This window comes from Methylobacterium sp. UNC378MF (assembly GCF_900103195.1).
Lineage (GTDB): Bacteria > Pseudomonadota > Alphaproteobacteria > Rhizobiales > Beijerinckiaceae > Methylobacterium.
The window spans coordinates 224,577-244,085 of the sequence record NZ_FMWU01000006.1 but is presented as its reverse complement, the minus strand read 5'-3'; the positions used below and the strand labels follow the sequence as shown (position 1 = coordinate 244,085).

15 protein-coding genes and 1 pseudogene are annotated in these 19,509 nt (G+C 70.6%); 9 read left to right on the top strand and 7 right to left on the bottom strand.

Annotated elements, in window-relative coordinates; genetic code table 11:
• Positions 1-91: 91 nt before the first annotated feature.
• The 3 genes from BLT59_RS32125 (at position 92) to BLT59_RS08715 (ending at position 1,300) form a co-directional block, all read left to right on the top strand.
• On the top strand, positions 92-214 hold the full coding sequence (locus BLT59_RS32125) for a hypothetical protein (protein WP_280141042.1): 123 nt from the start codon (positions 92-94) through the stop codon (positions 212-214).
• Positions 215-263: 49 nt separating this feature from the next.
• A complete protein-coding gene (locus tag BLT59_RS08720) occupies positions 264-749 on the top strand; it encodes a DUF2721 domain-containing protein (RefSeq protein ID WP_091778521.1) in 486 nt (161 codons plus the stop codon).
• Between the two features lie 116 nt (positions 750-865).
• The gene (locus BLT59_RS08715) at positions 866-1,300 is read left to right on the top strand and encodes a PRC-barrel domain-containing protein (RefSeq protein WP_091778520.1); all 435 of its coding nucleotides are present in this window, start codon (positions 866-868) and stop codon (positions 1,298-1,300) included.
• Between the two features lie 28 nt (positions 1,301-1,328).
• Here BLT59_RS08715 and BLT59_RS08710 read toward each other — a convergent pair whose 3' ends face one another.
• Complete coding sequence (locus tag BLT59_RS08710) at positions 1,329-1,736, bottom strand: hypothetical protein (protein ID WP_091778558.1); 408 nt, start codon at positions 1,734-1,736, stop codon at positions 1,329-1,331.
• 342 nt (positions 1,737-2,078) lie between these two features.
• Here BLT59_RS08710 and BLT59_RS08705 point away from each other — a divergent pair, with 342 nt between their 5' ends.
• The 6 genes from BLT59_RS08705 to BLT59_RS08680 all read left to right on the top strand — a co-directional run bounded on the left by BLT59_RS08705 (position 2,079) and on the right by BLT59_RS08680 (position 10,044).
• Positions 2,079-2,783, top strand: a complete 705-nt coding sequence (locus BLT59_RS08705; protein WP_091778518.1) for a PRC-barrel domain-containing protein — start codon at positions 2,079-2,081, stop codon at positions 2,781-2,783.
• The gene (locus BLT59_RS08700; RefSeq protein ID WP_091778516.1) at positions 2,780-4,141 is read left to right on the top strand and encodes an MFS transporter; all 1,362 of its coding nucleotides are present in this window, start codon (positions 2,780-2,782) and stop codon (positions 4,139-4,141) included. The genes BLT59_RS08705 and BLT59_RS08700 overlap by 4 nt, the downstream gene beginning before the upstream one ends.
• Before the next feature lie 206 nt (positions 4,142-4,347).
• On the top strand, positions 4,348-6,117 hold the full coding sequence (locus BLT59_RS08695) for an ABC transporter ATP-binding protein (RefSeq protein WP_091778557.1): 1,770 nt from the start codon (positions 4,348-4,350) through the stop codon (positions 6,115-6,117).
• A gap of 300 nt (positions 6,118-6,417) precedes the next feature.
• Positions 6,418-7,347 (top strand): glutaminase, encoded by a 930-nt coding sequence (locus BLT59_RS08690; RefSeq protein WP_091778514.1) that lies wholly within the window; start codon positions 6,418-6,420, stop codon positions 7,345-7,347.
• An 86-nt stretch (positions 7,348-7,433) separates the two neighbouring features.
• A complete protein-coding gene (locus BLT59_RS08685) occupies positions 7,434-8,846 on the top strand; it encodes an MFS transporter (RefSeq protein ID WP_244513904.1) in 1,413 nt (470 codons plus the stop codon).
• A 184-nt stretch (positions 8,847-9,030) separates the two neighbouring features.
• A complete protein-coding gene (locus BLT59_RS08680) occupies positions 9,031-10,044 on the top strand; it encodes an adenosine kinase (RefSeq protein WP_091778512.1) in 1,014 nt (337 codons plus the stop codon).
• Positions 10,045-10,092: 48 nt separating this feature from the next.
• Here the strand turns inward: BLT59_RS08680 and BLT59_RS08675 are convergent, their stop codons facing one another.
• From BLT59_RS08675 to BLT59_RS08645, 6 genes and pseudogenes are all read right to left on the bottom strand, one after another.
• Positions 10,093-11,775: a methyl-accepting chemotaxis protein gene (locus BLT59_RS08675; RefSeq protein ID WP_091778555.1), complete on the bottom strand. Its 1,683-nt coding sequence runs from the start codon at positions 11,773-11,775 to the stop codon at positions 10,093-10,095.
• Between the two features lie 186 nt (positions 11,776-11,961).
• Positions 11,962-12,933 carry an NADPH:quinone oxidoreductase family protein gene (locus BLT59_RS08670; protein ID WP_091778510.1) on the bottom strand — a complete coding sequence of 324 codons (972 nt, stop codon included), beginning with the start codon at positions 12,931-12,933 and terminating at the stop codon, positions 11,962-11,964.
• Positions 12,934-13,026: 93 nt separating this feature from the next.
• A pseudogene (locus BLT59_RS32120) lies at positions 13,027-13,303 on the bottom strand (ATP-binding protein); the annotation flags it as partial.
• A gap of 131 nt (positions 13,304-13,434) precedes the next feature.
• Positions 13,435-16,581: a DNA polymerase I gene (gene polA, locus BLT59_RS08660; protein ID WP_091778508.1), complete on the bottom strand. Its 3,147-nt coding sequence runs from the start codon at positions 16,579-16,581 to the stop codon at positions 13,435-13,437.
• Between the two features lie 213 nt (positions 16,582-16,794).
• A complete protein-coding gene (locus tag BLT59_RS08650; protein ID WP_091778506.1) occupies positions 16,795-18,276 on the bottom strand; it encodes a UdgX family uracil-DNA binding protein in 1,482 nt (493 codons plus the stop codon).
• Positions 18,276-19,487 carry a putative DNA modification/repair radical SAM protein gene (locus BLT59_RS08645; RefSeq protein WP_091778504.1) on the bottom strand — a complete coding sequence of 404 codons (1,212 nt, stop codon included), beginning with the start codon at positions 19,485-19,487 and terminating at the stop codon, positions 18,276-18,278. Before BLT59_RS08645 ends, BLT59_RS08650 begins: the two co-directional genes overlap by 1 nt.
• Between the last annotated feature and the right edge of the window lie 22 nt (positions 19,488-19,509).

Genomic DNA, 19,509 nt, shown 5'->3' with positions numbered 1-19,509 from the left:
GGATCGCCGGATCGACGCCGCCGTGAAGATTATTCACCCGGATGCTGGGCGCGAAACCTGCTCTTAACAATCCTGCGCGCGAAGTACAGACATGTTCGCCCCGGCCCTCACGCTCGCGCTCCTGCTCGCCACCGGACTGATCACGGGCCTCGGGCTCGTGATCCGGGCCGAGGCGGCCGCCCCCAGCATCGCGTCGGGCCGCGGCCTGATCTGAGCGGGCCGGTATTGCCGCGCCGGGCCGCCGGGTGCATCAGCCCGACCGCATGATCGACCCTATCTCCCTCGCAAGCCTGGAGAGCACCGCCCACGTGGTTCAGGTGGCGCTGAGCCCGGTCTTCCTCCTGTCGGGCATCGCGACGCTGCTCAACGTCTTCGGCGCCCGGCTCGCGCGGGTGGCCGATCAGGCCGACCATGTCTCCGGATTGCTGGCCGGCGCCGGCGATGCGGAGCGCATCCGCCTCGGACGGCGCCTGGACCGGCTTCACCGGCGATCGCTGGCGCTGGATGCCGCGGTGTTCCTGGCCGCGCTCGGCGGCGTGGCGACCTGCGGCTCGGTGCTGACCCTGTTCGTCGGAGCCCTGCGCGACAGCACGGTCGCGAGCCTGCTGTTCGGCCTGTTCGGCGCCGCGATCCTATGCACGCTGTGCGCCCTGGTGGCCTTCGGGTTCGAGATGCTCCTGGCGAACCGCTCGGTGCGCGACCGGATCAAGCAGAGGCGCGCAAGCGCCGGGATGCCGCCCGACCGCTGAGCGATCGGTGCGGGCCCGGACAAGCCGGCCCGTCTGCGGAACCCGTCCCGGCCCACGGGCTTAGTGAGCCGAGGGACCGCCACGCGGGCACGACCCCGCGCGAACCGGGAGAGACCATGCCGACGGACCTGCCCAATGAACGCGCCCTGAGGAAGCCCGGCACGCTGGAACTCGATCCCACCGGCGAGGGTGTCGCCATCGACGAGACCCCGCGGCTGATCGCGTCCAACAAGGTCGAGGGCACCGCCGTCTACGATCGCACCGGCCGCCATCTCGGCGCCGTCCACAACTTCATGGTGGACAAGGTCTCCGGGCAGGTCGCCTACGCGGTCCTGGCCTTCGGAGGCTTCCTCGGATTGGGCGAGACGCATCACCCGTTGCCCTGGAAGGCCCTGACCTACAGCACGGAACTCGGCGGCTACGTGGTCGATATCGATCCCGGGTTGCTCGCAGGAGCTCCGAGCCACGGGGCGGGCGAGGACGGTTTCGCCGATCCGAGCTATCGCGCCCGGATCGAGACCTTCTACGGATCGCGCGCCCCCACCGCCTGAGCCGAGGCGGGGAGCTCAGCCGGTCGGCTCAGAACTTCCCGCCGAGGCCAACGCTGCCGCCGGGCGACAGCATCGGGCCCATCGAGCCGCTGCCGCCGCTGCCGCCGACCGCCGCGTTGCCACCGTCGAGATCCTCGCGGCGGATCCGGCGCTCGCCGCTATCGGCGCTCCGGGTCGCGCCGCCGGCGGTTCTGGGGATTGCGAGCTGCTTCGTCGGTGCGGTCTGGAGCGGCTGCCCGTCGGCATCGACCGCGGCATTGCGCGGCTCACGGTTCGGCAGGGATCCGCGCAGCGACGGCGGGAGGCCGACCTCCGTCGCCGGCATCACGCCGCCGCCTCCGCCGAGCGCCTGACATCCGGACACGAGGCCGGCCAGGGCTGCGCCGAGCGCGAGGCCGCGCGCTGCCGCGCATCTCGACGTGGGGAGGGTCGACATCGTGTGGTCCTCGAAAGTGGCCGCGGTGCCGTCCGCGGCCCGCATGGGCTTATGCGCGGTTGTCTACGCTGGGGATGCGGCGAAAACCAGACAGCGCGCTCGCGCAGCGGGGGATCGTCCCGGGATCCGCCGCGGCAGCGCTGCGCGGGCGCGTGGCTCGAGGCTTGCTGCCCGGCCCTCGCGGTCCATAACTTCGCCCAGGTCCTGCGGCACGACGCCATCCGCAGGCAGGGTCCCGCCGGTGGGCGGGCCCGGGACCGGCCGATACGGTCGCGGACGCGCCGGCGCGCCGGTGCAGCCCGGCCTTTCCTCAGAGGACGCAGCGTGTTCAGAACCAACCGGATGATCGCGGCCGTGACGCTGGCCCTCTGGGCGTCGGGAGCTGCGGCGCAGGCCCAGGTCAGCGGCAGCGGCAGCGGCAGCGAGGGTGCGTCCGGCCAAGCCGCGCCGCAAAGCCCGGCCGTGCCTCCGGCACCGCCTCCCACGAATGCTCCCCCCGCTGCAGTGCCGGCCCCATCGGCGACCGTCACTCCGCCCGCGCCCGCGGCGCAGGCTCCGCAACAGGGCACGCCCGCCACGGTCCTCGACACCCAGGATTACGAGAGCCTGCTCGGCCGCAGCGTCCGCAGCGCCGGCGGCGACGAACTGGGCCGGGTCATCGACATCATCATCGACAAGGACGGCCACCCGCGCGCGGCCATCATCGATTTCGGCGGCTTCCTCGGGGTCGGGACCCGCAAGATCGCCGTGGACTGGCGCGCCCTGCGCTTCACGCCCGATGGCGCCAAGGAGCGCAAGCTGTCGGTCGCGCTGACCCGCAACCAGGTCCGGGTCTCGCCGGAATACAAGGCCGGCGAGCCGATCGTGGTGCTCGGCCCCGCCAGCCCGGCCGCCCCCGCGGCCGAGGGCGAGCCGGCGGCCACGCCGGCCGTGCCGACGCCCGCCGCTCCGGCGCCGGGTTCGTCCGCCTCGCCGCAACCGGCCCCCGCGGCGGCTCCGGCCTCGACCGCGCCCGCCCTTCCCGTGGAGAAGGCACCGGACAAGTGACGGTGGCCCGGTTGAAGGCCAGAACCGCCGCCTCCCCCCGCGAGCGCGACGTGCCCCGGCAGGACATCCGCTCCCGTCCCGTCCGCCTGAAGGATCAGGCTGCCGAGGCCGCGCGCGCGCCGGCGTCTCAAGCCGCCCATGGCGGACGCGCGATCTCGGCGGCGAGCCGTTACGGCCTCGATGCCTTCGCGTTCTTCGTGGCCAACCTGCAGACCGGGTTCGGTCCGTTCCTGGCGGTGTACTTCTCGCAGGCCAAGTGGACCCAGTCCGATATCGGCTTCGCCCTGACGGTGGGGAGCCTCGTCGCGCTGCTGGGCCAGGTGCCGGGCGGCGCCTTCGTCGACGTCGCGCGTTCGAAGCGCTTCGCCGCCGCCGTGGCGGTGATCGGGATCGCCGGCAGCGCCTTCGCGCTGGCGGTCTGGCCGAGCTTCCTGGTCGTGCTCCTGGCCATGGCCCTGCACTCGGCAGCGAGCTGCGTGCTGACGCCCGCCATCGCGGCGATCAGCATCGGCCTCGTCGGGCGCGCCCAGGCCGGGGAGCGCCTCGGCCGCAACGCGAGCTTCGCGGCCCTCGGCAATGCCCTCGGCGCGGCCGGGATGGGCGCCATCGGCTATTACCTGTCGAACGGCGCCGTCTTCTACCTCACCGCCGCGCTCGGGATCCCGACGGTGATCGCACTGGCGCGCATCCGCGCCCAGGACATCGATCCCAGCGTGCTCAAGGAGCCTGCGGCCGCCCAGGCGGCGCCGTCGTCCGGGCAGGACGGCATCCGGGCGCTGCTGACCAACCGCGGCCTCCTGTGTTTCGCGGCCTGCATGGTGCTGTTCTTCCTCGCCAACGCCGCGATGCTGCCCCTGGTCGGCAGCGTCCTGACCCTGCGGGCGAGCGAGACCGCCACCGCGCTGGTCGCCGCCTGCATCATGGTCCCGCAGGCGGTGCTGGCGGTCAGCGCCCCGGCGGTCGGCCGGGCGGCCGAGCGATTCGGCCGCTACCCCGTTCTGCTGTTCGGGTTCGGTGCCCTGCCGGTCCGCGGTCTGCTGCTCGCCTACACGACCAACCCCTACGGCCTCGTCGCCATCCAGGTCCTCGACGGAATCTCGGCTTCGGTGCTCGGCGTCATGGTGCCGCTGATCGTGTCGGATCTCACCCGCGGCACCGGCCGCTTCAACCTCGCCCTCGGTGCGGTCGGCACCGCGATGGGCATGGGCGCCGCCCTCTCGACCTCGCTCGCCGGCATCATGGCCGACCATCTCGGGAGCCACAGCGCCTTCCTGGGCCTCGCGATCGTGGGTTTCGCGGCCTTCATGCTGGTCGCGCTGATCATGCCGGAGACGCGCCAGACGCCGCGCCCGGCCTGACCCCGGCCGCGGCACCGGATTCGCTAGGGTGTTTCCACGCCGCTCAAGCGGCGTTCAGGTTCTGCGGATAAAAGCGCGCGGGAGGTGCGGGTCGGTGAAACATATGGCAACGCTCTCGCGTTGCCGCTGCGGGTTCGACTGCGCCCGCGCTGCACTTCGCCTCAGCCCGTAAGCCAAAGCCGCGCGAATACGGAATGGTCACCGCGATGGAAGAGCTGCACCGATACGCCGACAGGCCCTTCGCCTTCGTCGGACGGTATCTCCGGCGCCGCTGGCTGCCGCACCTGATCATCCTGGTCTCGGTGCTCGGTGCCGTCGGCTTCTCGGTCTCCACGGATTATGCGCTCAAGGGCGTCGTCGACGCACTGACGAAGGGTCCCGGCCCGGGGAACACCGTGATCTGGAGCGCGCTCGCGGTCCTCATCGCCTTCATCGCCGCCGACAACATGCTGTGGCGCGTGGCAGCGCTGACGGGTGCGTTCACCTTCGTGGGCATCACCGGCGACATCCGCCGCGACCTGTTCCGGCACCTGACCGGCCATTCCCCGACCTTCTTCTCCGACCGGCAGCCGGGCACGCTGGCGTCGCGCATCACGGCGACCTCGAACGCGATCTTCACGGTCGAGAACATGTTCGTGTTCAACGTGATGCCGCCGACCGTCGCGGCCTTCGGGTCGATCGCCTACATCGCCACCGTCAACCTCACCATGGCGGGCATCCTGGCGGGCGTGTTCGCCGCCGTGGTCGTGCTGATGTTCAAGATGGCCGCGGCCGGCAAGCCGCTGCACCACGATTTCGCCGCCAAGGCCGCCTCCGTCGACGGCGAGATGGTCGACCTTGTCGGCAACATGTCGCTCGTGCGCGCCTTCTCGGCGTTCAAGCGTGAGGGCCAGCGCTTCGAGGGCACCATCGCCACCGAGATGCGCGCCCGTCGCTCGTCCCTGCTCTATCTCGAGAAGCTGCGCATCGTGCACGCGGTGCTGACCGTGCTCGCGGTGTTCGGCCTGCTCTACTGGGCAATCCAGATGTGGGAAGCCGGCCAGGCGACGAATGGGCAGGTCGTGCTGGTCTGCACGCTCGGCATCCGCATCCTCGCCGCCACCCGCGACCTCGCGGTCGCGCTGGTCGACGCAACGCAGCACACGGCCCGTCTCTCCGAGGCGCTGCACACCCTGCTCCAGCCCCACGACCTCGTGGATCATCCGGAGGCGCAGCCGCTGACCGGCCAGGGCGCCAAGATCGAGTTCGAGCACGTCGCCTTCAACTATCCGGACGGGCGCCCCGTCTTCACGGATTTCGACCTCGTCATCGAGCCCGGCCAGCGCGTCGGCCTCGTGGGCCGGTCCGGCGGCGGCAAGTCGACCCTGTTCTCGCTGATCCAGCGCTTCTACGATGTGCAGGGCGGGGCGATCCGCATCAACGGCCAGAACATCGAGCGGGTCACGCAGGAATCCCTGCGCGAGGCGATCACGGTCGTCCCGCAGGACGTCTCGATGTTCCACCGGTCCCTGCGGGAGAACATCCGCTACGGCCGGCCCGACGCCACCGACGAGGAGGTCTGGCAGGCGGCCGAGGCCGCGCACTGCACCGACTTCATCAAGGCGCTGCCGGAGGGATTCGACACGATCGTGGGCGACCGCGGCGTGAAGCTCTCGGGCGGCCAGCGCCAGCGCATCGCCATCGCCCGGGCCATCCTGAAGAACTCGCCGATCCTGCTCCTCGACGAGGCCACCTCGGCGCTGGACGCGGAATCCGAGCAGGCGATCCGTCACGCCCTCGCCAACCTGATGAAGGGCCGGACCGTCATCGCGATCGCGCACCGCCTCTCGACGCTGCAGGATTTCGACCGGATCGTCGTGCTGGACGGCGGCCGCATCGCGCAGGACGGCTCGCCCGACAAGCTGACCCATCTCGACGGTTTCTTCCGGGAACTGATGAAGAAGGAATCCATGGGCACGGCCCTCGCCGCCGCGTGATAATCCCGTTCGTCGAGTGGACGCACCGCAGCCGCCTTTGCGAGCGCAGCGTAGCAATCCAGTTGCGCCACGCTTGCTGAGGTCGCGCCGCTCTGGGTCGCTGCGCTCGCGATGACGGTGCGGATCAGGTGACCGCCCGACGGCCGACGCTCGCCGGCTGATCTTCGCGTCAGCACGGCCGCTCCGGTTCTCAGTCCTTGTCCGCGCTGCTAAATGACCCACGGCCGGACCGGACCTTGCATCGCCTGAGACGTCGCGAACCGGCCCGGTTCCGACGCAACGCGACGCCCGAGCCCGACCGTGCCCGACCTTGCCCTCGTCATCCGGGAGATCTCCGAGGAGATGGCCCAGCGCCCCGACCGAGGGGCGGTCGCGGACTACATCCCCGAGCTCGCCCGGGTCGATCCCAATCAGTTCGGCATGGCGGTGATCGACGCCGAGGGACAGGTCTTCACAGGGGGCGACAGCGAGACGCCGTTCTCGATCCAGAGCGTGTCGAAGGTGTTCACGCTCACCCTCGCCCTCGGCATGGTCGGCGACCGCCTGTGGAAGCGCGTCGGCCGCGAGCCCTCGGGCAACCCGTTCAATTCCATCGTTCAGCTGGAGCGGGAGCGCGGCGTGCCGCGCAACCCGTTCATCAACGCGGGCGCGATCGCGGTCACCGACGTGATCCTCTCGGGTCACGCGCCCCGCGAGGCGCTGGGCGAGATCCTGCGCTTCCTGCAGTTCCTGGCCCAGGATTCCAGCATCATCATCGACGAGACGGTGGCGGCCTCGGAGAAGCGCACGGGCTTCCGCAACACCGCGCTCGCCAACTACATGAAGTCCTTCGGCGTCATCGACAATCCGGTCGACTACACGCTCGGCGTCTACTTCCATCACTGCGCCATCGCGATGAACTGTCGCCAGCTCGCCTGCGCCGGCCGGTTCCTGGCGCATAACGGCGTCAACCCCTCGACCGGCCATTCGGTGGTCTCGGCGGAGCGCGCGCGCCGCATCAACGCGATCATGCTGACCTGCGGCCACTATGACGGCTCGGGCGAGTTCGCCTATCGCGTGGGCCTGCCGGGCAAGAGCGGCGTCGGCGGCAGCATCCTGGCGATCGCACCCGGCAAGGCCTCGATCGCCGTCTGGTCGCCCGGTCTCGACGCGGCAGGCAATTCCCATCTCGGCCGCATCGCCCTGGAGCGGCTGACCCAGCGCATGGGCTGGTCCGTCTTCGGAGCTTGAGCGGCCCGTCGCGCGGCCCCTTGCGCAGCGCCCGCTTCCGCGGCACTGCGCCGGCAGGACGCGGAAGCGTCGCAGCAGGACGCAGGATGATGGCGACGACGACAGCGGCCCGGGTCGTCGATGACGCCCTCGACGCCGGCGCCATCCTGGCGCGCCTCGACCGTCTGCCCGCCACGCGCACGATATGGCGCCTGGTGGCGCTGCTCGGCCTCGGCTTCTTCTTCGAACTCTACGATCTCCTGTTCACCGGCTATGTCGCGCCGGGCCTCGTCAAGGCCGGGATCCTGACGCCGACGACCCCCGGCCTGTTCGGGGCGAGCGGCGTGGCGAGCTTCGTGGCCGCGCTCTTCACCGGCCTGTTCATCGGCACCCTCCTGTGCGGCTGGCTCGCCGACCGGTTCGGACGGCGGGCGATCTTCACGTGGTCGCTCCTGGCCTACACGGCCGCCAACGTGGTGATGGCCTGCCAGAGCGACGCCTTCGGCCTCAACCTCTGGCGGCTCGTCGCGGGCATCGGCCTTGGCCTGGAGATGGTGACGATCGGCAGCTACCTCTCCGAGCTGGTCCCGAAGGCGATCCGCGGCCGGGCCTTCGCCCTCTGCCAGGGCATCGGCTTCACCGCCGTGCCGGTCGTGGCGTTCCTGTCCTACCTGCTGATCCCGGCCGCCCCCTTCGGCATCGACGGCTGGCGCTGGGTGGTGCTGATCGGCGCCTCGGCGGCGATCGTGGTCTGGTGGATGCGGGCGGGCCTGCCCGAGAGTCCGCGCTGGCTCGTCGAGCACGGGCGCCTGGCGGAAGCCGACGCGGTCCTGCGGCAGCTCGAAGCGCGGATCGCGGCCGAGCATGGCGGCGCGCTTCCCGCACCGGCCGCGCCGGAGCCCGTGCAGCCGCGCGGCGCGTTCCGCGATCTGTGGGTCCAGCCCTATCGGCGTCGGGCCCTGATGATGGCGGGGTTCAACGTCTTCCAGACGGTGGGCTTCTACGGCTTCGCCAATTGGGTGCCGACCCTGCTGGTGGCCCAGGGCATCACGGTGACGTCGAGCCTCGCCTACACGGCTTTGATCGCGCTGGCCGCCCCGATCGGCCCGCTGATCGGGCTTGCCATCGCCGACCGGTTCGAACGCAAGCACGTCATCGTGGCCGCCGCGCTCGTCTATATCGGCTGCGGCCTGGCCTTCGCGCAGACACGGGACGTCACACTCATCGTGATGCTCGGCATCGGCCTGACGCTGGCGTCCAACGTGATGTCGTACAGCTTCCACGCCTATCAGGCCGAGCTGTTCCCCACCGGCATCCGCGCCCGGGCGGTCGGCTTCGTCTATTCGTGGAGCCGCTTCTCGGCGATCTTCACGGGCTTCGTCATCGCCTTCGTCCTGCGGGAAGCCGGGACACCGGGCGTGTTCCTGTTCATCTCGGCGGCGATGCTGGCCGCAGGCTCGCTCGTCGGGCTCCTCGGCCCGCGGACGCGGGACGTCGCGCTGGAGAAGATCGCGGGGTGAGCCGCCGCGCAGGGCGGCCCGATCGAGATCCGCGTCGCGATCCAGGGGACGCCGGGTTCGACGCCACTCGGCTTCAGCCTGCGCGTGTCCGAGCTGTTCGCCGACCGTCCGCCCGCCGGCGGCGGAGCTTGATCCGATCCGAGGCGGATGCCACAGCGGCGCGAACGCGAATCAGGACGCCCGGATGACTGCACCCCTCGATCTCCTCGTGCTCGGCAACGCGATCGTCGACGTGATCGCCCGTACGGACGATGCCTTCCTGTCGGCGCAGGGCGTCGCCAAGGGCGCGATGCAGCTCATCGACGAGCCGCGGGCCGAGGCGCTGTTCCAGGCCATGGGGCCGGCCACGATCGTGTCGGGCGGCTCGGGTGCCAACACGGCGGTCGGTGCGGCGCTGCTCGGGGCGAAGACAGGCTTCGTCGGCAAGGTCCGGAACGACGAACTCGGCGGGCTGTTCAGCCACGATCTCAAGGCGACCGGCGTCGGCTTCACCGTCCCGGCCGCCGCCGAGGGACCGGCCACCGCACGATGCTTCGTGCTGGTGACGCCGGATGGCGAGCGCACGATGAGCACCTATCTCGGCGCCTGCCAGGGGCTCACGCCCGACGATGTCGACAAGGCGCTCGTGACCGCGGCCCGCGTCGTCTATCTCGAGGGTTACCTCTGGGATCCGCCGGCCGCCAAGGACGCGTTCCGCAAGGCGGCTCAGATCGCCCACCAAGCCGGCAACGCCGTCGCGCTGACACTCTCGGACGCGTTCTGCGTCGGCCGCTACCGCGAGGAGTTCCTCGGCCTCCTGCGGGACGGCAGCATCGACATCCTGTTCGCCAATATCGGCGAACTGCAGAGCCTCTACGAGACCGACGATCCCGAAGCCGCGGTGGCGGCTCTGCGCGCCGAACGCAACCTCCGCGGCCGGCACCTGCTCGGCCTCGTCACGCGCTCAGCCGAGGGGGCTCTGGTGGTGCAGGGCGGCGAGGTTCGCGCCGTCGAGGCGAGCCCGGTTCAGACGGTGGTCGACACGACCGGCGCCGGAGACCTGTTCGCGGCCGGCTTCCTGGCCGGCCATGCCCGCGGGCTCGACAATGTCACCAGCGCACGCCTCGGCACGCTCGCGGCCGCCGAGGTGATCCAGCATATCGGCGCCCGCCCGCAGGCGGACCTGGTCGGCTTGGCGAAGGCGCGCGGGCTCCTCTGAGGCGCCGCGGCGGGCGCGCGGGATCGTGCGTCCGCACCGGCCCCGCGCTCAGGCCGCGCGCACCGTCGCGAGGAAGCGTGCCACCTCGTCTCTGAGCGTCCCGGACCGGAGCGACAGTTCCGAGGCGGCCGAAAGAACCTGATCCGCCGCCGTTCCGGTCCCCTTCGCCGCCTCGGCGACGCCCGTGATGGTGCTGGTGACGTCACCCGCCCCCTGCGCGGCCTGGGAGACGTTGCGGACGATCTCCTGCGTCGCGGCGCCCTGCTGCTCGACCGCGGCGGCGATCCGGGTCGCCACCGCGCTGAGTTCCTGGACCCGATCGCCGATGCGGGCCATCGCGGAGACGGCGTCGCCGGTGGAAGCCTGGATCCGCGCGACGTGGCCGCCGATCTCGTCGGTTGCGCGCGCGGTCTGACCGGCCAGCTCCTTCACCTCCGCCGCCACGACGGCGAAGCCGCGGCCCGCCGCCCCGGCCCGGGCCGCCTCGATCGTCGCGTTCAGCGCCAGGAGGTTCGTCTGCTCGGCAATGGACGAGATCAGAGTCACGACATGACCGATCTGGATAGCCGCCCCGTTGAGATCCTGAACCAAGTCAGCGGTGGCCTGCGCGTCCGCAACCGCCGACTGGGTGAGCGCGGTCGAACTTGAGACCTGGCGGCCGATTTCCTGAACGGACACGCCGAGTTCCTCGGCCGCCGCCGCCGCGACGTTGACGTTTGCGGCGGCCAGTTCGGCCGCGCTCGCCACCCGGCTGGAGCGGTCGGCGGTGGCGGAGGCCGCCTCGTTCATGTCCGAAGCCGTGTCCTGCAGCACGGCGGCGGCGGCCGAGACCGTGCCGATGATCCCGCCGACCGTGCCCTCGAAGGCGTCGGCGATCGCGTGCATGCCGCTCCGGCGTTGCGCCTCTGCTGCGGCGCGGGCCTGCGCGGCTTCCGCCTCGAGCGTACGCGCCCGGATCAGGCCATCCTTGAAGACCTGGACGGAGGCCGCCATGACCCCGATCTCGTCCCGGCGCTCAGAGCCGCTGACCGCCACGTCGAGGTCGTTGGCGGCGAGCCGGCCCATGATGTCGGCCAGGGACCGGATCGGGCAGGCGAGCCGGCGCCAGACCCACCAGACCGCCGCGCCGGTCAGGATCGATCCGATGACCGACAGCGCGATGGTGACGGACCAAGCCGTCCGGAACGCCGCCTCGGCGCGCTGCACCGAAGCGTTCGTGCCCTCGGCATCCACCTTCGCCAGATCCGCCAAGGCCTCGAAGGTCGCCACCAGCGGCGGCCGCGCCGGCGCGATCGCGTCGCGGGCCGCATTTCTGTCGCCACGCTTGAGGGCGTCGACGATCGCCTCGCGCGCAGAGCGATAATCCTGCCAACGACTCTCGAACGCCTCCCACAACGCCCCCTCCCGGGGCGTCGCCGCGAGGCTCCGGTAGTGCCGGAAAGCCTCCGGGATGGTCACACCCATCTCGACGAACTCGGCATCGAGATCCCTGTTCTCGCCGGCATCGACGGCAACCACCTTGCGGATCGTCGTCGTGTGGTAGCGGAGCACCAGGAATTGGATCGCGTTGAGGCTGTCACTCTTGCGCAGCCAGATGTCGCGAGTCTCCACGGCAGCCGCATTGGTCGCCTGAATCTGCATGAGTCCGACGGCCGAACCCATCAGAAACAGCACAAAGCCAATCAGAGATGGTAATATCAGTCTCAGCGCTACGCTTTTATCTAATTTCATCGCGAATACCATGAATGGCGACAACGCCGCATCATGGCACATCGGGAGGAAAGGCGGGGACTCCCGCCTGATTTTCTTCAGAACGACCTTGCGCCGCAGATCATCGCCCTGCGCATGACTCGCCCTCCCGCGTCGACGCGCGACAGCCCTCCGCCGATCCGGTGAAACGCGGATTTGCGCTCGCGATCAGGGCCGAAGGAGAACTTTCCCCATCGCCGCACGGCGGGTGAGGAGGCCGAAGGCCTCCGGGAATTCCGCCAGCGGGTGGACGCCGTGCACCTGCGCGGTGAGCTTGCCCTCGGCCACCCAGCCGAGGAGCCGGCGCTGGTCGGCCCGGTGCGCCTCCGGCTCCCGGTCCAGGAAGGCGCCCCAATGGACGCCCTGCACGTCGAGTTCCTTCAGGAGCATCAGGTTCAGCGGCAGCCGCGGGATGGCGCCGGCGGCGAAGCCGATGACGAGGAAGCGCCCGCGCCAGCCGAGCGCCCGCAGGGCCGGCTCCGCGTAGGCGTCGCCGACCGCATCGTAGACCACGTCGATTGCGCCGCCCGAGATCCGGCGCAGCTCGTCCTTGAGCGTCGCGGGATCGTAGACCAGCCCCGCCTCGGCCCCGTGGGCGCGGGCGACGGCGAGTTTCTCCTCCGAGGAGGCGCAGGCGATCACCCGGGCTCCCATCAGACGCCCGAGCTCGACCGCGGCGAGCCCGACGCCCCCGGAGGCGCCGAGCACCGCCAGCCACTCGCCGGGCTGCAGGCGCGCGCGGTTCGCGAGGGCGTGGAGCGAGGTTCCGTAGGTAATGGTCAGGCCCGCCGCCTGCTCGTCCGGGACCCCGTCCGGCACCGGCGTGAGCCGGGCGGCGTCGAGGGCGATCAATTCGGCGCAGCAGCCGTGCCCGGCATGGACGATCACCCGGTCGCCCACCGCCACGCCCGAGGCCCCCTCCCCCAACGCCTCGACCACGCCGACGCCCTCGCCGCCGGGCGAGAATGGCAGCGGCGGCTTCACCTGGTAGCGCCCGGCGACGATCAGCGTATCGAAGAAGTTCAGGGCCGCGAGCCGCATCCGCACCAGGGCCTGACCGGGACCCGGAACCGGATCGGGGCGCTCCACGATTTCCAGATGTTCCGGCCCGTCGAGCCTCGTGCACAGCAGCGCCCGCATGGCGTTCCTCCTCTCCGGCGTTTCTCAGCCGATGAGGCCCTAACCGGCCGTGCGGTCAAGCCATCCCGATCATCTCGCGGATGCGCGCCTCCGGACCTCGGTGACCAGCATGCGCACCGTCGGCTCGTCGTCGACCACCAGCACGGTTTCGCCCGGGCCGGCCCGCGGCGGCGCGCCGGGGACGGCATGCGCCTCCTCGTCCACGCGCGCCGCGATGGCGGGGCAGGTAGAGGCAGACCGTTGTGCCCTTGCCGAGTTCCGAACGGATCCGCACCGGGCCGCCCGATCGCGGCGCGAAGCCGTAGATCATCGACAGGCCGAGACCGGTGCCCTGCCCCAGCGGCTTCATGGTGAAGAACGGTTCGAACGCAAGGAGACCTCCCGGAATCATGCGGCCCGCTGGAGGGCTCCTTCGAGGCGGCTTCGCCGCACCTCAGGATGAGGGGGATGGATTGGATCGGCGTATGTTCTGTGCGGCAGGATGTCCGTTGCAACCGCCCCTCAATGCGCCTCCTGCCAATTCCCCGCGGCATTGGCCTCTACCACCAGCGGCACCTTCAGCGTCAGCGCCGGCGCCGGCGCCTCCTCCATCACGCCGCGGATGATCGGAATCGCCGCCTCCACCTCGTCCTCCGACGCCTCGAACACCAGTTCGTCGTGGACCTGCAGCAGCATGCGGGCGCCGAGCTTCTTCGCCGCGAGCGCCGTCTCCATCCGGGTCATGGCCCGGCGGATGATGTCGGCGGCCGAGCCCTGGATCGGCGCGTTGATCGCCTGCCGCTCGACGCTGGCGCGCTCGGACGGGTTGTTGGAGCGGATCTGCGGGTAGTGGCAGACCCGGCCGAACAGGGTGGTCACGTAGCCCTTGTCGCGGCAGCTTCGCTTGGTCGTGTCGATGTAGTCGCGGATCCCCGGGAACTGCTCGAAATACTGCTTGATGAACGCCGAAGCCTCCTCGCGGCCGATGCCGAGCCGGTCGGCGAGCCCGAAGGCCGAGATGCCGTAGATGATGCCGAAATTGATGGTCTTGGCCCGGCGCCGCAGGTCGGGCGTCATGTCCTTGAGCGGCACGCCGAACATCGCCGAGGCGGTCGCCGCGTGGATGTCGATCCCGTCCTCGAACGCCTTCCGGAGTTCCGGGATGTCGGCCATGTGGGCGAGCAGCCGCAGCTCGATCTGCGAGTAATCCGCCGAGATCAGCCGGTTGCCGGGCGCGGCCACGAAGGCGCGGCGGATGCGCCGCCCCTCCTCGGTGCGGATCGGGATGTTCTGCAGGTTCGGCTCGGAGGAGGACAGCCGCCCCGTGGTGGTGGCCGCCAGCGAGAACGAGGTATGGACCCGCGCGGTCTCGCGGTCGGCATGGGTCTGAAGCGAATCCGTGTAGGTGGATTTCAGCTTCGAGAGCTGCCGCCACTCCAGGATCTTTTTCGGGAGCTCGTGCCCGGCCTGGGCGAGTTCCTCGAGAAGCGTAGCCGGTGTCGCCCACTGGCCGGAGGGTGTCTTCTTGGCGCCCGGCAGGCCCATTTTCCCGAAGAGGATGTCGCCGATCTGCTTCGGCGAGCCGACGGAAAACTTCTCCCCGGCATCCGCCTGGATCTCCTCCTCCAGGCGGACGAGGATCTGCGAGAAATCGCCCGAGAGCCGGCTCAGCATCTCGCGGTCGACCCGGATGCCGCGCTGCTCCATCCGGGCGATCACCGGCAGGAGCGGCCGCTCCAGGGTTTCGTAGACGGCGACCCGGTGCTCGGCCACGAGACGCGGCTTCATCATCCGCCACAGGCGCAAGGTGACGTCCGCGTCCTCGGCCGCATAGGCGGTCGCCTTGTCGATGGCGACCCGGTCGAAGCTGACCTTGTTGCGGCCGGTGCCGGCCACGTCCGAGAAGGTGATCGGCTGGTGGCCGAGATGCCGGCGGGCCAGCTCGTCCATGCCGTGCCCGCCCTTGCCGGCGTCGAGCACGTAGGAGATCAGCATCGTGTCGTCGAACGGCGCGATCTCGATGCCGTAGCGGGCGAGCACGACCCAATCGTATTTCAGGTTCTGGCCGACCTTGAGGACGCCCGGATGCTCCAGGAGCGGCTTCAGCCGGGCGATGGCCTCCTTCAGGGGGATCTGACCCGGCACCGGCTCGGCCACGTCGGAGGGCGCGGCGCCCTCGCCGAACAGGTCGGTGGCGTCGGCCTGCACCTTGGCGGCCTGCACGTGGGCCAGCGGGATGTAACAGGCCCGGCCGGTGGCCACTGCCAGCGAGACGCCGACGAGGCCGGCCTTGTGGGCGTCAAGCGCATCGGTCTCGGTGTCGACCGCGATCACCCCGGCCTCTTCGGCCTCGGCGATCCAGGCGTCGAGCTGCTCCAGGGACGCGACCGTCTCGTAGGCGGCGGTGTCGAAGGGCGCGACCGCCTCCGCGGCGCGGGCCGCGACCACGTTGCCGGGGGTCGCCTCGACGGGCGCCCGGGGCTTGGCCGGCGCGTCCGGCAGGTCGAGATCGGCGAAGGGGTCGATCTCGCCGCCCTCCGGGGGCGCGGCGCCGGGTGGGCGTTCGGCCCCGGCCGCCGCGGTCTCGGGATCCGGCGGCACGGAATCGCCGAAGAACGGCACGGCCTCGCTGCCCCCCGCGCCGTTGGCGTAGCCGTGCGGCCGGGCGCCGGGCAGGAGCCGCGGATCGGGCTTCACCGCTTCCGGGTCGACGTGCAGCATCTGGGCGATGCGGCGGGTCAGCGTGTTGAACTCCATCGCCTTCAGGAAGCCGACGAGCTTTTCCGGGTCGGGCTTGGGCACGCCGAGTTCGTCGAGGGCGACCGGGACCGGCACGTCCTCCATCAGCGCCACGAGCTTTCGCGACAGCTTGGCCTGGTCGACATTGGCCAGCAGGGTCTCGCGGCGCTTGGGCTGCTTGATCTCGCCTGCCCGCTCCAGCAGCGCGTCGAGGCTGCCGAACTCCTTGATCAGCGCCGCCGCGGTCTTCAGGCCGATGCCCGGCACGCCCGGCACGTTGTCGGACGTGTCGCCGATCAGCGCGAGGGCGTCGCCGATCTGGTTCGGCTGCAGGCCCTCCCACTTGGCGACGATGGCGTCGACATCGAGGTTGCGCTCGGGCCGGTAGCCGGCCTTGCCCTTGGCGCCGGATTCGAAATCGTAGAACCGCACCTGCGGCCCGACGAGCTGCATCAGGTCCTTGTCGGAGGAGACGATGATCACGCCCGCGCCCCGCGCCTCGGCCTGGCGGGTGTAGGTGGCGATGAGATCGTCGGCCTCGTAGCGCTCCAGTTCCACGGCGTGCAGGCCGAAGGCGCGCACGGCGTCGCGCATCAGCGGCATCTGGCGCTTGAGGTCGTCGGGGGCGTCGGGGCGGTGCCCCTTGTAGTCCGGGAACATCTCCTTGCGGAACGAGCCCTCGGACTTGTCGAAGACGATGCCGAGATGGGTCGGCATCGTGCCGGCCGCGCCCTCCTGCAGGAACTGGGCGATCTTGGTGCAGAACAGCCGCACGGCGCCGGTGGGCAGGCCGTCCGACGGCCGGGAATTGTACTTCTGATCCTGGTTGATCGACTGGAAATAGGCCCGGAAGATGAAGGACGAGCCGTCGACCAGGATCACCTGATCGCCGGGTCCGACGGGCTTGGTCTCGGGGCTCGCGTCAGTCATGGGCTCTGGCGGCTCGGGGCGATCAGGGGTCGGGCGCGCGGTCCAGCTCGGCGCGGCAAGCCGCGACGAGGACGGGCGGCTCGTGGTGGACGGTGAGCCAGACGATGTCCAGCCTCACCCGTCCCGTGTCGTGCCGGCAGCCGATCGACACCGCATAGAGAGCGGCCGCGTCCGCATCGTATCAGCACCGCCGAACAAGCGGCCGGCTCAAGCTCACGCCGCAAGCTCGCGCCCCAGCGCCTCCACCCGGCGCAGGTCGTCGACGAAGGCCGCGTAGGCCTCCTCCTTCGCCTCGTCGGGCAGGCGCAGCAGATAGGACGGGTGGACCGTGATGAAGCCCTGAAAGCGGTTGTCGTGCTGATCGAAGCGGAACGGACCCCGCGCGCGGGTGATCGGGATTGCCTTGCCGGTCAGCGCCAGCACGGCGGTCGCGCCGAGTGCAACCACGAGCTTGGGGGCTACGAACTCCAGTTCCCGATCAAGCCACCAGCGGTAATGGCTGACCTCGCCGGCCGTCGGCTTCTGGTGGATGCGCCGCTTGCCGCGCTCCTCGAACTTGAAATGCTTGACCGCGTTCGTGAGGTAGCTCGCACCCCGGTCGATCCCGGCCTCCGCCATGGCGCGGGAGAGGAGCTGTCCGGCGGGCCCGACGAAGGGCCGGCCCTGCCGGTCCTCCTGGTCGCCGGGCTGCTCGCCCACGAAGGCGATTGTGGCGCCGACCGGCCCCTCACCGAGGACAGCCTGCGTGGCGCCCGGCACCAGCGGCTCGGTCCGGCGGATGATGGCGTTCAGTTCGTCCAGGGTCTTGGGATCCTGGTCGGCCATGGCGGCGACGGCGCGGGCGGGGTCGCGGCGTGTGGGCATGGTCGGCTCCCTCTCGATCATCGCTTCCGTGCGGCCCGCCGCGGCCCGGACCAGGGCGGGAATCGCGGCGGTCTCCGGCATGTTGCGCCAGTACTTCTTGGGCATCTCCGCCCGCATGGCCTTGAGGTTGGTCCGGGCCGGGTTGAAGGTGCTCTCGTAATAGGTCTGCCAGCCGGCCTCGAACCCGTCGCCCTCGGGGAGTTGCGCGCGATCGCCGGGGGGGCCGAAGGTCAGGGCCTCGGTGTCCCAATGGGCCGAGCCGTCCGGCGTCAGGATCGACCAGCGCATCCCGCGGAAGCGGTTGACGAAGAAGGGGGCGGCCGCCTCCAGGATGTGGTGATCCGGCTCGAACCACGCGACGTAATGCTCGCCGCCGCTATCCTCGGCCCGGCGGAAGCGCAGGAAGGCGTGCATCTTGTGCAGGTCGCGCCCGATCGCCTTCGCCATCCGGTGGAGGCGGTGAACCAGGGGGTCGCTCCCGACCTCCATCAGGTGCCGCTCGCCGTGGCAGACCCGCCAGACCAGGGCGTAGAGCAGGCCGTAGCGCTCCGGATCGCGGTGGGGGATCACCTGCGGGATCAGCGCGGCGACGGGCTTGGGTAAGGCGAGCGGTGCGGCGGGGGGGTGCTCCGCGCCCGTTCCGAACAGGCCGGGCGAGTCCGTCACCGACCACGTCACCGCTTCAGGCGAGACGTTTTGCGCAACGAGGCTTCGGACGGCGGCGCGAAAGCCGGCGAGATCAGCGCCCGGACGCAGGAGAACGGCACGCGGCCCACGCGGATCCCCTCCCCCCTCCGAGGGGAGAGTGCGGGGCGCGCTTCCGGTCCGCATCAGAACAGGCTCAATTGCTGCGCCGGCTCCACGAGCCGCGTGCGCAGATCGAGCCGATCCGTCAGCCCCACCGGCCGGTGATCCGCCGCGACGAGGAACGGCCGCGCCCGCTTCAGGCCCGAGGTCAGCCGGGCGACGTCGTCGAGGCGCAGCGTCGCGTGGCGGCGCGCCTTGATGATCTTGTCGACCGCCCGCGCGCCGAGCCCCGGCACCCGCAGCAGCCATTCCCGGTCGGCCTTGTTCACGTCCACGGGGAACTTGTCCCGGTGCTTCAGCGCCCAGGCGAGCTTCGGGTCGATGTCGAGGGCCAGCATCCCGCCCTCGGAGGCGTCGGCGACCTCGTCGGGGGTGAATTCATAGTACCGCAGCAGCCAGTCGGCCTGGTACAGCCGGTGCTCGCGCTGGAGCGGCGGCGGCTTGGGCGGCAGGATCGCCGAGCCGTCCGGGATCGGGCTGAAGGCCGAGTAGTAGACCCGCTTCAGGCCGACGCTGCCGTAGAGGAGCGCGCTCTTGCGAATCAGCGCCTCGTCGGTCGTGGCATCCGCCCCGACGATCACCTGGGTCGAGTGGCCGGCCGGCGAGAAGCGGCGCTTCTCGGCCTTCGCCTGCACGATGCGCTCGCCGATCTGCGCCATGGCCCCCTGGATCGCGGCACCGTCCTTCTCGGGCGCGAGCCGCTCCAGGCTCGCCTCGGTGGGCAGCTCGACATTGATCGAGAGCCGGTCGGCGTAGAGGCCCGCCTCCTCGATCAGCCAGGGGCTCGCCTCCGGGATCGACTTGAGGTGAATGTAGCCGGCGAAGCCGTGGTCGCGCCGCAGCGACTTCGCCACCCGGGTCAGCAGCTCCATCGTGTGGTCCGGCGACTTGATGATGCCGGAGGAGAGGAACAGGCCCTCGATGTAGTTCCGCCGGTAGAAGTTGAGAGTGAGGTTCACGACCTCCTCGACGGTAAACTTCGCCCGCCGCACGTTCGAGGAGCGCCGGTTCACGCAGTAGGCGCAGTCGAACAGGCACCAGTTGGTCAGCAGGATCTTGAGCAGCGAGACGCATCGCCCGTCCGGCGTGTAGGCGTGGCAGATCCCGGCACCGGTGGTGGAGCCGAGACCGTCCTTTCCGGCCGCCCGCTTCGGCGCGGCCGAGGAGGCGCAGGAGGCATCGTACTTCGCGGCATCGGCCAGGATGCGCAGCTTCTTGGCGAGGGTCTCGTCCATCGAACAGACAATGAACAACACG